The 11,417-nt window shown below is 72.7% G+C and carries 11 protein-coding genes; 8 read left to right on the forward strand and 3 right to left on the reverse strand.

The window, feature by feature from the left end; translation table 11 throughout:
- Positions 1 to 195: 195 nt before the first annotated feature.
- The 7 genes from AAW13_RS27890 to AAW13_RS27920 all read left to right on the forward strand — a co-directional run bounded on the left by AAW13_RS27890 (position 196) and on the right by AAW13_RS27920 (position 7,154).
- A complete protein-coding gene (locus AAW13_RS27890; protein WP_046729332.1) occupies positions 196 to 741 on the forward strand; it encodes a DUF5134 domain-containing protein in 546 nt (181 codons plus the stop codon).
- Between the two features lie 95 nt (positions 742 to 836).
- Positions 837 to 1,772: a M56 family metallopeptidase gene (locus tag AAW13_RS27895; protein ID WP_046729333.1), complete on the forward strand. Its 936-nt coding sequence runs from the start codon at positions 837 to 839 to the stop codon at positions 1,770 to 1,772.
- A gap of 56 nt (positions 1,773 to 1,828) precedes the next feature.
- Positions 1,829 to 2,491, forward strand: a complete 663-nt coding sequence (locus tag AAW13_RS27900; RefSeq protein ID WP_063777060.1) for a phosphatase PAP2 family protein — start codon at positions 1,829 to 1,831, stop codon at positions 2,489 to 2,491.
- 10 nt (positions 2,492 to 2,501) lie between these two features.
- Positions 2,502 to 3,224, forward strand: a complete 723-nt coding sequence (locus AAW13_RS27905; RefSeq protein WP_046729334.1) for an HAD family hydrolase — start codon at positions 2,502 to 2,504, stop codon at positions 3,222 to 3,224.
- Positions 3,225 to 3,361: 137 nt separating this feature from the next.
- Complete coding sequence (locus tag AAW13_RS27910) at positions 3,362 to 4,030, forward strand: TetR/AcrR family transcriptional regulator (RefSeq protein ID WP_046729335.1); 669 nt, start codon at positions 3,362 to 3,364, stop codon at positions 4,028 to 4,030.
- 184 nt (positions 4,031 to 4,214) lie between these two features.
- Positions 4,215 to 5,585 (forward strand): FAD-dependent oxidoreductase, encoded by a 1,371-nt coding sequence (locus AAW13_RS27915; RefSeq protein WP_046729336.1) that lies wholly within the window; start codon positions 4,215 to 4,217, stop codon positions 5,583 to 5,585.
- A gap of 213 nt (positions 5,586 to 5,798) precedes the next feature.
- The gene (locus AAW13_RS27920) at positions 5,799 to 7,154 is read left to right on the forward strand and encodes a nucleobase:cation symporter-2 family protein (RefSeq protein ID WP_046729337.1); all 1,356 of its coding nucleotides are present in this window, start codon (positions 5,799 to 5,801) and stop codon (positions 7,152 to 7,154) included.
- 16 nt (positions 7,155 to 7,170) lie between these two features.
- On the opposite strand, the gene AAW13_RS27925 is transcribed toward AAW13_RS27920, so the two are convergent.
- Complete coding sequence (locus tag AAW13_RS27925; protein ID WP_046729338.1) at positions 7,171 to 8,496, reverse strand: SGNH/GDSL hydrolase family protein; 1,326 nt, start codon at positions 8,494 to 8,496, stop codon at positions 7,171 to 7,173.
- Between the two features lie 261 nt (positions 8,497 to 8,757).
- On the opposite strand from AAW13_RS27925, the gene AAW13_RS27930 reads away from it, so the two are divergent.
- Complete coding sequence (locus AAW13_RS27930) at positions 8,758 to 9,558, forward strand: pectate lyase (protein ID WP_046729339.1); 801 nt, start codon at positions 8,758 to 8,760, stop codon at positions 9,556 to 9,558.
- 80 nt (positions 9,559 to 9,638) lie between these two features.
- Here AAW13_RS27930 and AAW13_RS27935 read toward each other — a convergent pair whose 3' ends face one another.
- Together AAW13_RS27935 and AAW13_RS27940 are read right to left on the reverse strand one after the other, a co-directional pair.
- Entirely contained in the window at positions 9,639 to 10,520 is an 882-nt protein-coding gene (locus AAW13_RS27935; RefSeq protein ID WP_046729340.1) for an alpha/beta fold hydrolase, read from the reverse strand.
- Between the two features lie 93 nt (positions 10,521 to 10,613).
- Positions 10,614 to 11,369 carry a PaaX family transcriptional regulator C-terminal domain-containing protein gene (locus tag AAW13_RS27940; protein WP_046729386.1) on the reverse strand — a complete coding sequence of 252 codons (756 nt, stop codon included), beginning with the start codon at positions 11,367 to 11,369 and terminating at the stop codon, positions 10,614 to 10,616.
- Positions 11,370 to 11,417 lie beyond the last annotated feature (48 nt).

Consider the following 11,417-nt stretch of genomic DNA (forward strand, 5'->3'; position numbering starts at 1 on the left):
ACTAATTTAGCATGTGTTTTACTCGTAAAACACTCTCGAACAGTCAGGGCCGCCCTCCCCGCCCGGCGCCGGGCGGTTCACCCCTCACCTGCTGTGCTCCGTCGAATGCTCCCCGTGTACATCCTTGCGCTGGCGTGCGCGCTGCATGGCCGGGGCATCGCATCCATCGATGCGACGTCGAGCGGGGAGGTGCGCGTGCACGGACCGGCTTCGCCCGGCTGGCTGCTGGTCGCGCTGTGCGCGGCGACCGGGGCCTACTGCCTGCTGCGGATGCGCAGCAGTGTCGAGGAACAGCGCCGCGCCGCGGGCGGCGAGGCACTGATGGGGTTCGGCATGGCCGCGATGGCCGTGCCCACGACCGTCTTCACGCCGCCGGCATGGGCCTGGCCGCTGTACGCGGCGGTGTTCGGGGCGGCGGCGCTGCGCGCGCTGTGGAGTGCCCGCAGCAGCCCGCACCATCTGCACCACCTGGTGGGGGCCGCCGCGATGGTCTACATGGCGGTCGTGATGGCGGCCTCGCCCGGCGCGCACCACCACGGCGGTGCCGGAGTCCCGCCGCTGACCGGGGTGTTGCTCCTGTACTTCACCGGCTACGTCCTGCTGTCCGGGGCGCGGCTGGTGCCGGTCGCGGCGGCGGCCGCCGGGGCCGGGACGGGCGGCTGGGGCGACCGGCCCGAACTGGCTCGGGCGTGCCGGTTGTCGATGGGGATCGGCATGGTGGCCATGCTGCTGACACTGTGACGAAGTGACGTCTCTCGCGGCGCAAACGTTGCCTGCGTCACTTTGGCGCGATGGGCTGTACCCCTGAGCGGCCCCCCGCTCATAGGCTGCTGGCCATGATGGTCCCCGTGGCACTGTTGCTGCTCGGCGCCCTGACCGCTGCCGTCGGGCCCCGGCTGCTCGCCCGGGCCGACTGGACGGACCGGGAGCCGGTGGTCGCCCTGTGGGTGTGGCAGTGCGTGGTGGCGGCCGTCCTGTTGTGCTGTGCGCTGTCGATGACGCTGAGCGCCGCGGCGGCCTGGCAGGCGGTGCGCGGACATGTGTTCGCGACCGCGCCGAGGGGGGTGGCGGATGCCTATCCGCTCGGTACGGCCGGCCCCTGGGCGGCGGCGACCGCGCTGGCCCTGGCCGGTGCGGGGTTGTGGAGCGGGGCGATGCTGGTGCGCGAAGTACTGCGAGCCAGGGTTGGGCGCCGTCGCCGGAGAGCCGAACTCCTGGTCCGCGCACCGCTGTTGCCCGGCGAGGAACCGACGCCCGGCCGTCTCGTCGTTCTCGAGGGCGAGCGGCCCGACGCCTGGTGGCTGCCCGGGGCGGCACCGCAACTGATCGTCACCACTTCCGCGTTGCGTCGGCTGAAGGGCCGTCAGCTGGACGCGGTGCTCGCCCACGAGCAGGGCCACGCGCAGGCCCGGCACGACTGGCTGCTGCACTGCTCGGCCGCGCTGGCCGGCGGGTTCCCGCAGGTCCCGGTGTTCGCCGCGTTCCGCGCGGAGATGCACCGACTGGTGGAACTGGCCGCCGACGACATGGCCTCCCGGCGCCACGGTCGCCTCACCACCGCCCTCGCCCTGGTCGAACTCAACGAGGACCGGGGCGTGTTCGGCCCCGGACCGAGCCCGCACGCCCATGTCCCGCAACGCGTCCACCGGTTGCTCACCGCCCCGGACCGGCTCCCCGCCCGGCGCCGACTGCGGCTGACCGCGACGGCCGCCCTGGTACCGGTGATCCCGGTGCTGGTGGCGCTCGTACCGGGCCTGCGCGCATTCGGGTAAAGCCTTGCCCATCCGGGGAATTGCTGTCCGGGCAATGATTCGGCAAAGATCACACCATGCCACCCCCACCCAGCGACCGCCCTGCTCCGCTTCTCACGACCGCCGTTCTCGCCCTTGCCTCGGCGCTGCTGCTCGCCCTCGTCGCCGGCGAGTGGCCGCCGCTGGTCGCGGCGGACGAGGGCATCGCGGGCACCGCGCACCGCTGGGCCGTGGCGGACCAGGGCACCACCCAGGTCCTGCGCGTCCTGACCGACTGGGTCTGGGACCCGCTGACCATGCGCCTGCTCTGCGCGGCCGTCGCGGTGTGGCTGGTGTGGCGGCACGCGGCGTGGGGGACCGCTCTCTGGCTGGCCGTGACCTGCGCGCTGGGCACGGCAGCCCAGCAGTCCCTCAAGGCGGCGGTCGACCGCCCGCGCCCCGAGTGGCCGGACCCGGTCGACTCCGCGCACTACGCGGCGTTCCCCTCGGGGCACACGATGACCGCGACGGTGGTGTGCGGGCTGCTGCTGTGGCTGCTGCACCGCTGCGGCACCGGTCGCGTGGTGTGGCGTACGGCGCTCGCCGCGGCCTGGGTGTCGGTCACAGGCGCCGGTCTGACCCGGATCTGGCTCGGTGTCCACTGGCCCTCGGACGTGCTCGGCGGCTGGCTGCTCGGAGCGCTGGTGGTGGCGCTGGCGGTGCTGGCCTACGAGTGGGAGCGGGGCGACCGGCGTCGGTAGAGTCCCGCGCATGACTGCTGTGCTCTTCGACTTCTCCGGGACCCTCTTCCGTGTCGAGTCCACCGAATCCTGGCTGCGGGCGGTGCTCGCGGCTTCCGAGGTGACGCTCTCCGAGGGGGAGTTGGCCGAGGCCGCCCGGGCGCTGGAGGTGGCCGGGGCGCAGCCCGGCGGGGCGAACCCGGTCGCGCTGCCCGAGGAACTGGCCGGGGTGTGGGCGGTACGGGACGAGAGCGCGACATCGCACCGGGCCGCGTACACCGGCCTGTCCCGCCGGGTGCCGCTGCCGGACCCGGTCCTGCACGACGCGCTCTACGAGCGGCACATGTCCCCGGCCGCCTGGGCGCCGTACCCGGACACCGCCGAGGTGCTGCACGCCCTGCGCGCGCACGGCGTGGGCGTCGGCGTGGTCAGCAACATCGGCTGGGACCTGCGGCCGGTCTTCCGCGCGCACGGGCTCGACGCGTACGTGGACGCGTACGTCCTGTCGTACGAGCACGGTGTCCAGAAGCCGGATCCGCGACTCTTCACGGTCGCGCTGGAGGCGCTCGGGGCGGAGCCGGGCGAGACCGTGATGGTCGGGGACAGCAGGCCCGCGGACGGCGGGGCGGCGGCGCTCGGCTGCCGGGTGCACTTCGTGGACCATCTGCCGGTGGGCGAGCGGCCGGACGCGCTGCTGCCGGTCCTGGACCTGGTGGGCGTGGCCCGCCGACCGGCCACGCCCACGCAGGCCTGACCTGCGGCGCCGTCCGCCCGAGACGCTCCCCCGTGTCGCCCCGGACGGACGGCAGCCCTGAGCAGGCCCCGCACAGCGGCGGGGACCGCTGCGTCGATTATAGTTGGCTGGCAGCCAGTCAACGCAGGAGTTCCAGGATGTCCCCGCGCAGCGCATCGGTCAATGAAGAGTTGCGGAGGCGTTCCCGCGAGCGGCTGCTACAGGCCGCGGTCGAGCTGGTCGACGCGCACGGTTTCGAAGCCACCACACTGGGCGACATAGCCGACCGGGCGGGCTCCGCGCGCGGGCTGGTGTCGTACTACTTCCCCGGCAAGCGCCAGCTGGTGCAGTCCGCCGTGCACCGGCTGATGCACCGCACGCTGGAGGAGGCGCTGGAGCACGAGCCGCACACCGAGGACGGGCGGGAGCGGCTGGCGCGGGCCATCGACGCGATCCTGGGCCTCGCCCACGACCGGCCGGTGCTGATGCGCCAGCACATGGCGGGGCTGCTCCAGGCCGAGGGGTTCGTGCAGTGCCCGGAGCAGCGCCGGCTGTCGGAACTGCTGGGCGACACCGTCGCGCGGTACGGCTCGCAGGACGTGACGGCCGACTACCCGATGCTGCGGGCGCTGCTGATGGGGGCGGTGTACGCGGCGCTGGTCCCGGGGGTACCGATGCCGGTGCCGGTGCTGCGCGCGGAGCTGTTCGAGCGCTACGGCCTCGACCGGGGGCTGGGCCTCCCGCCGGAGTCCGCACCGGCGACCGAGCGCCAGGACCTGTCCCGGTTCTTCGCCACGGAGGACCGGACGGAGCCCCAACAGCCTTAGCCAGCAAGGTGTGTGACGGCGTGTCAGTCCGGCCTGCCGCGCCTCCCCGGTGACACGCCAGGTATTCACATCATCACATTCCGCAGCGGTGAACGCGTGCGCGCTTCACCCCTGCGGCCCCTGTCGAGGCGACCTGGCCGGTGGGATGCTGGAGCCACCAGCCCCTCGGGCAAGGAGTCTCCTCGTGTTGCGTGTCGCCGTCGTCGGCTCCGGTCCGAGCGGGTGCTACACCGCCCAGAACCTCGTCCAGCTCGACCCCACGGTGCGGGTGGACGTCCTGGACCGGCTGCCGTGCCCGTTCGGACTGGTGCGGTACGGGGTCGCCCCGGACCACGAAAAGATCAAGTCGTTGCAGGGCAACCTCCGCGCCGTCCTGGAGCACGAGCGGGTGCGGTTCCTCGGCGGGGTCCGGGTCGGCGGGCCGGGCGGGCTGCCGGTGGCACGCCTGCGGGAGCTGTACCACGCGGTGGTGTACTGCGTCGGGGCCGCCACCGACCGACGGCTCGGGATCCCCGGCGAGGAACTGCCGGGCAGCTGGTCGGCGACCGAGTTCGTGTCCTGGTACAGCGCGCACCCGGACGCCGTCGACGCCGGGTTCGTGCGCGACGCCCGGTCGGCGGTGGTCATCGGCGTCGGCAACGTCGCGGTCGACGTGGCGCGGATGCTGGCCCGGGGCGTGGCGGAGCTGAGCCCTACGGACATGCCGCAGGCGGCCCTGACCGCGCTGGCCGGGAGCCGGATAAGAGAGGTCCACGTGGTGGGCCGGCGAGGCCCCTCGCAGGCCCGGTTCACCACCAAGGAGCTGCGCGAGCTCGGCGGCCTGCCGGACACCGGGATCATGGTGGAGCCGGGCGAGTTGGCGCTCGACCCGGCGTGCGCAGACCCGTCCGCGCTGCCCGCCGCCCAGCGCCGCAACGTGGAGGTGCTGCGCGGCTGGGGCGAGCGCCGCGGGCGGGGACCGGAGCGCCGGATCCGGTTGCGGTTCTTCCTGCGTCCGGTCGAAGTGCTCGCCGACGGCGGCCGGGTGGGTGCGGTGCTCTTCGAACGCACCGAGCCGGACGGGCTCGGCGGGGTGCGGGGCACCGGGCGGTACGAGACGGTGGAGGCGCAGTTGGTGCTGCGCTCGGTGGGTTACCGCGGAGTGCCGCTGGACGGGCTCCCGTTCGACGAGGAGAGCGGCACCGTGCCGCACGAGGCGGGCCGCGTCCTGCACGGCTGCTTCGACGTGCCCGGCGACTACGTGGCGGGCTGGATCAAGCGGGGCCCCACCGGCGTCATCGGCACCAACCGGCCCGACGCCAAGGAGACGGTGACGTCGCTGCTGGCGGACGCCCCCGTGCTGGTGCGCCGGGAGGTGCCGGAGGATCCGGTCGCCGCGCTGCGCTCGGCGGGTGTCGAACCGGTCGAGTGGACGGGGTGGCAGGCGATCGAACGGGCCGAGGCGGCGCTCGGCGCCCGGCTGGGGCGGGGCGTGGTCAAGCTGGCCGACTGGGACTCCCTGCTGGCGGCGGCGCGGGCGGGTGCGGGACGGACGGCGGTCGGGACGGAGTCGTAGCGGCCGCGTACGCGGGCACGGCGGTCGGGACAAAGTCGCGGCACAGTCGTGGCACGGAGTGGTGGCACGGAGTGGTGGCACGGAGTGGTGACGGGGAGTCGATCGCGTCCCGGTGGGCATGACACGTATCGGCAACACCGCGGAAATCAACAAACTGTGCAAGCCGCTTACGGTCTCGTGCTGTCCGGATGTCGTCCCCGCTCTGGAGTCCCCATGGCCACGACCACCGCCCCCGTCCACCCCGTCGACGAGGTCCCGCCCGTACGGCAACTGGCCGCGTTCGGGCTGCAACATGTGCTCGCGATGTACGCGGGGGCCGTCGCCGTTCCGCTCATCGTGGGTGGCGCCATGAAGCTGTCGCCCGCCGACCTGGCCTATCTGATCACCGCCGACCTGCTGGTGTGCGGGATCGCGACCCTCATCCAGTGCGTCGGCTGCTGGCGCTTCGGCGTACGGCTGCCGATCATGCAGGGCTGTACGTTCGCGGCGGTGTCGCCGATGGTCCTGATCGGTACGACGGGCGGCGGACTGCCCGCGATCTACGGCTCGGTGATCGTGGCCGGCCTCGCGATCATGCTGCTGGCGCCCGTCTTCGGCAGACTGCTGCGCTTCTTCCCGCCCCTGGTCACCGGCACCGTGATCCTGATCATCGGGGTCTCGCTGCTGCCGGTCGCGGGCAACTGGGCGGCGGGCGGCGCGGGCGCCAAGGACTTCGGGGAGCCGAAGAACCTGGCGCTGGCGGCCTTCGTGCTCGCGGTGGTGATCGGCGTGCAGCGGTTCGCGCCCGCCGCCCTGGCCCGGATCGCCGTCCTGATCGGCATCGCGGTCGGCCTGGCGGTGGCCGTGCCGTTCGGGTTCACCGACTTCAGCGGGGTGCGGGACGCCGACTGGCTGGGCATCAGCACGCCGTTCCACTTCGGCACCCCGACGTTCCGCGCCTCGGCGATCGTCTCCATGCTGGTGGTGGCCCTGGTCACCATGACGGAGACGACCGGTGACCTGATCGCCGTGGGCGAGATGACCAGCCGCCGGGTCGAGCCGCGTTCCCTGGCGGACGGCCTGCGCGCCGACGGGCTGTCCACCGTCCTGGGCGGTGTCTTCAACACCTTCCCGTACACGGCGTACGCGCAGAACGTCGGCCTGGTCGGGATGACCCGGGTGCGCAGCCGCTGGGTGGTCGCGGCGGCCGGCGGCATCCTGGTGCTGCTGGGCCTGCTGCCCAAGCTGGGCGCGGTGGTCGCGGCGATTCCGGCGCCGGTGCTGGGCGGTGCGGGTCTGGTGATGTTCGGGACGGTCGCGGCGAGCGGTCTGCGCACGCTCGCGACCGTCGACTTCAAGGGCAGCCACAACCTGACGGTGGTGGCCGTCTCGGTGGCGGTCGGCCTGCTGCCGGTGGGCGTGCCGACGGTCTACGAGAAGTTCCCTGACTGGTTCCAGACGGTGATGAACAGCGGCATCAGCGCGGGCTGCCTGACGGCGATCGCCCTGAACCTGCTCTTCAACCACCTGCCGGCGGGAACGGGTTCGTCCCCGCGGACCGTGCCGAGCGAGGCCGGCCCGACGGCCTAGGGGGCCGCCTGCGGTGTCAGGAGCTCGGGTCGAACAGCCGGGTCGGGATCGCGGCCGCCAGTGCCCCGTAGCCCGTCGGGTTGAGGTGCAGCCAGTCCCCCACCTGGAGGTCGGCCCGCAGCCGGCCGGGGTCCGCGGGGTCCCTGACCACCTGGTCGAAGTCCAGCAGCGCGTCGAAGTGTCCGGGGCCGCGGATCCAGGCGTTGACGCGCTGCCGGGCCGTCTCGCGGACGCCCGCACCGTCGTCGTACGCGTTGCCACCGAAGGGCAGCAGGGTGGCGCCGTAGACCCGGATGCCCTGGGCGTGGGCGCGGACGACGATCTGCCGGTAGGCGGCGATCAGGTCGTCGGCGACGGCCCGCTGGGCCTGCGGGGTGGCGGCGGCGGTGCCGATGTCGTTGACGCCCTCGAAGACGATCAGCCAGGAGACTCCGCTGCGGGACAGCACGTCCCGGTCGAGGCGGGCCAGGACGTTGGGGCCGAGGCCGTCGTTCAGGACGCGGTTGCCGCCGGCCGCCTGGTTGAGGACCGCGAGGCGCGGATCCCCGGCACGGGTCCGGAGCCGGTCGAAGAACTGGTCGGGCCAGCGGTCGTTGCCGTTGGTCGTGGAACCGCGGCCGTCCGTCAGGGAGTCACCGAGGACGGCGACGGCACGGGTCGCGGCCGGCGCCGGAACCTCGACGTCGCTCAGCAGGTACCAGTGGTCGACCGGGGTGGCACCGGCGAGGTCCTGGTCCCGGACGTGGTCGCCACGCAGCAGGTACGACGTGGTGCGCGAGCCGGGGTGCGAGGTCAGCGCGTGATCGGGCTGGCCCTGCGCGGTGTACGCCGTGACGGCGAGCTCGGCACCGGGGTCCAGTTCCATCTCCACGGGATCGGACACGACCTCGGCGCCGACCGGCACCACGGTGGCGGCCCGCCCGGAGAAGGTGACGGGCTCGACGCTGCCGGGGACGACGGCGCTGACGCCCGCCCGGCCGCCCTCGGGGAACGCCGCGGTCACCGAGGTGAGCGGCAGGGGGGTGTCGCCGTAGGCGTTGGAGAAGCGCAGCCGCAGCCGGTGTCCCCCGGCGGTCACCCGGACGGTCTGCCGCAGCGTGGTGTCGGCCAGGACCGAGGCCTCCCCCGTGAAGGGCGCCGGCGGCAGATTGCCGGGCTCGGTGAGCTGCGGCATTCCGGTCCAGGCGGTCACCCAGTGGCCGCCCCGCGCGGTGTGCGCGGCGGCCTGCCGGGGGCCGCGGACCAGCGCCGTGACGGCGGTGACGGTCACCACCAGGGCGAGGGCGAGGACACCGGCGCTGAGGAGCGTGGCGAGCGGGGTTCTGCTGGGCTGCGGCTTCACGGGGGCCTTCCTGACGAAGGGCTGCGGGACACCTCCGGCATCGTGGCATGGACACGGCTCTCCTGGAAGCGCTCCCACAGCCCTTGACTAGAAAGCGCTTTCACCCTACGTTCCGTTCAGCACCGTGACCGAGGGGCCGTAAATCGACCCCTTTTGAGCTGGTCTCCGTACAAGACGTTCAAGGAGCTGTACGTCGTTCACGTACAGAGCCGACTTCTTGGCGTACGCAAGACCCCCCACTCGAAAGAAGGCACACGGGACATGACTTCACGAGCACGAGCACGGACCAGTGCGCGCGCACTGGCGGGCGGACTGGCCGCCCTGGGACTGTCGATTGGCATGATCATGACAGACGGATCCCGCGCGGACGCGGCCACCTGGCCGACCGCGAGCGGCAGCCAGGCCGTCAGCGCGACGATCAAGCTGTCGGGCACCAAGGACTACGGGATGCTGCGCCTCTACGGCAGCGGCGACCTCGGCACCGGCGGCCAGAGCGAGGACCAGGACCCCCTCCTCGACCTGGCGGCCGGCACGGTCCTCAAGAACGTCATCATCGGGGCGCCCGCCGCGGACGGCATCCACTGCGAGGGCAGCTGCACGCTTCAGAACGTGTGGTGGGAGGACGTCGGCGAGGACGCGGCGACCTTCCGCGGCTCCTCGTCCTCGAACGTCTACACCGTCTCCGGCGGCGGCGCGAAGGAGGCCAGCGACAAGGTCTTCCAGTTCAACGGCGCCGGGACGCTGAACGTGTCCAACTTCGCGGTGCAGACCTTCGGCAAGCTGGTCCGCTCCTGCGGCAACTGCTCCACGCAGTACAAGCGCACCATCAACCTCAACACGATCGAGGCGACGTACAAGGGCAGCGCGCTGGTCGGCATCAACACCAACTACGGCGACAGCGCCACCCTGAAGAACATCACGATCGTCGGGGACAGCAGCAAGAAGATCGTGCCCTGCCAGAAGTACATCGGCAACAACACGGGCGCGGAACCGACGACGAACGGGAGCGGCCCGGACGGGACGTACTGCAAGTACGCGAGTTCGGACATCACCTACAAGTGAGCCGGGCGACCGGGCCGTCGCCGCTCATCGGGCGGCGACGACCCGGTCGCGCGCTCCCGGACCTGTCCGTGGAGCGGGGCTCAGCCCGTGTGGGCCGCCAGCGCGTCGATGAGCTCGGGCCAGAGCGGGCGCGGGCGGTCGTGTCCCATGTCGGGGATCAGCAGGAGTTCGGCTCCTGGCACCAGGTCCGCCGTGCGGCGCCCACCGCTGACGTCGATCAGCGTGTCGTCCAGGCCGTGGATCACGAGGGTGGGCACCCGCAGCTCCCGGAGCGCGTCCGCGCGTGAGCCGCCGAGCACCATCGCGCCGAGCTGACGCCCGATCCCGGCGGGGTGGAGGCCGCGGTCATAACTGGCGGCGGCCAGCTCCCGGAGCGCCGCCGGGTCGCCGTACCGCCTCGACGCCCACGCCAACTCCCGGTCCGCCGCGGCGATGTACCCCTCGCGGTCGGTGGGCTTCGGGCCGAACAGGACCGCACGGGCCTCGGGGCTGGACCTGCCGTACTCGCTCTCGCCGGTGGAGGACATCATGGACGTCAGCGTCAGCACCCGCTCCGGGTGGCTGATGGCCATCGTCTGGGCGATCATTCCGCCCATCGACGCGCCGACCACGTGGGCCCGTCCGACACCGAGCACGGTGAGCAGGTTCAGGCCGTCGTCGGCCATGTCCTGCAAGCCGTAGGGGACCATGGCGAGAGCGGCGGCCATGTCTCCCGAGCGGACCGTGGCGATGAACCGGCCCACCTCGACGGGATGTTCGTCGAACTTCGTGGACAGTCCGCTGTCGCGGTTGTCGTAGCGGATCACGTACCGCCCGCGGTCCGCCAGCGCCTGACAGAAGTCCTCGTGCCAGGCGATCATCTGGGCGCCGAAACCCATCACGAGCAGCACCGGGGGGTCACCGGGATCACCGAAGACCTCGTGGGCGATGGACACTCCGGGTGACACTTCGGCGACGGGCATACGCGGATCCTGCCAGGCCCGAGCCACCTGGCGCACCCGGATTGCCGACGGGCGGCCAGGGGTTCCGCCGTGCCGGTGTGGCACTTCGGGGTGTCAGTCGCCCGGGGGTGGCGTCGGCTCGCCCAGTTCCGCACGGTAGGCCGCGTAGGCCGCGCGCAGGCGGTCGGCCGGCCAGTCGGGCGGCAGCAGTTCCGGGGGCAGGACCGGGTCCGTCAGCAGGTGGCGGACGGCCGCCGCGAAGACCGTGAAGCGGTCCGGCGGGAGCGGGGATTCGGCCGCTCGGGCGAGCAGGGCCCGGGCCCGGGCGGACCAGGTGGTCAACGGCCAGAGGGAGGCCGCCAGTTCGGGTGCGGGACGGGCCGGCCGGCAGGTGTACGACTCGGTGGTCGTCAGCAGGTCCGCGGGCAGGGCCCGCACCAGGTTCGCCGGGCGCAGCCAGACCCCCTCGCGCAGTTCGGCGAGCCGCAGGGCGGTCAGCCGGGTGCGCAGGTCCGCCCGTTCGGCGGGGCCGCGGCCGGAGGCCGTGACGACCAGCATCTCCCAGTCGCCGTGCCACGCGCGCGTACGGGGTCGTACCGCCTCGTCCTGGCGTCGCTGGCGGGTCAGCAGCCGCTCGCTGAGGCCGTAGACGGCGTCGTCGGTACGGCGGAGGTCGCCGGACGCCGTCATACGGCTGAGGGCGGCCCTGAGCGTCGAGCCACCGATCCCGAACGGTTCCACGAGCCGCACCAGGTCCTTCACCGGCAGCTCCGGCGGATGCGTGCCCAGCAGCAGGCTCAGCACGACCGACCGGGCGGACAGCGGCCGCAGGTCGGTGCCGGCGGCCTCGGCGGACACGTTCATGTGCATGGTCACGTACTGTACGGGCGGCAGCGTATTGCAATATTTCTGCGATCG

The sequence above is a fragment of the Streptomyces humi genome (genome assembly GCF_001005085.2).
Classification (GTDB): Bacteria; Actinomycetota; Actinomycetes; order Streptomycetales; family Streptomycetaceae; genus Streptomyces; species Streptomyces humi.

What these genes read in the sequence shown, in the direction of transcription:
- AAW13_RS27895 (WP_046729333.1), top strand. Translation starts at nt 837, where the DNA reads ATGATGGTCCCCGTGGCACTGTTGCTGCTCGGCGCCCTGACCGCTGCC.
- AAW13_RS27900 (WP_063777060.1), top strand. Translation starts at nt 1,829, where the DNA reads ATGCCACCCCCACCCAGCGACCGCCCTGCTCCGCTTCTCACGACCGCC.
- AAW13_RS27905 (WP_046729334.1), top strand. Translation starts at nt 2,502, where the DNA reads ATGACTGCTGTGCTCTTCGACTTCTCCGGGACCCTCTTCCGTGTCGAG.
- AAW13_RS27910 (WP_046729335.1), top strand. Translation starts at nt 3,362, where the DNA reads ATGTCCCCGCGCAGCGCATCGGTCAATGAAGAGTTGCGGAGGCGTTCC.
- AAW13_RS27920 (WP_046729337.1), top strand. Translation starts at nt 5,799, where the DNA reads ATGGCCACGACCACCGCCCCCGTCCACCCCGTCGACGAGGTCCCGCCC.
- AAW13_RS27930 (WP_046729339.1), top strand. Translation starts at nt 8,758, where the DNA reads ATGACTTCACGAGCACGAGCACGGACCAGTGCGCGCGCACTGGCGGGC.
- AAW13_RS27935 (WP_046729340.1), bottom strand. Translation starts at nt 10,520, where the DNA reads ATGCCCGTCGCCGAAGTGTCACCCGGAGTGTCCATCGCCCACGAGGTC.
- AAW13_RS27940 (WP_046729386.1), bottom strand. Translation starts at nt 11,369, where the DNA reads ATGCACATGAACGTGTCCGCCGAGGCCGCCGGCACCGACCTGCGGCCG.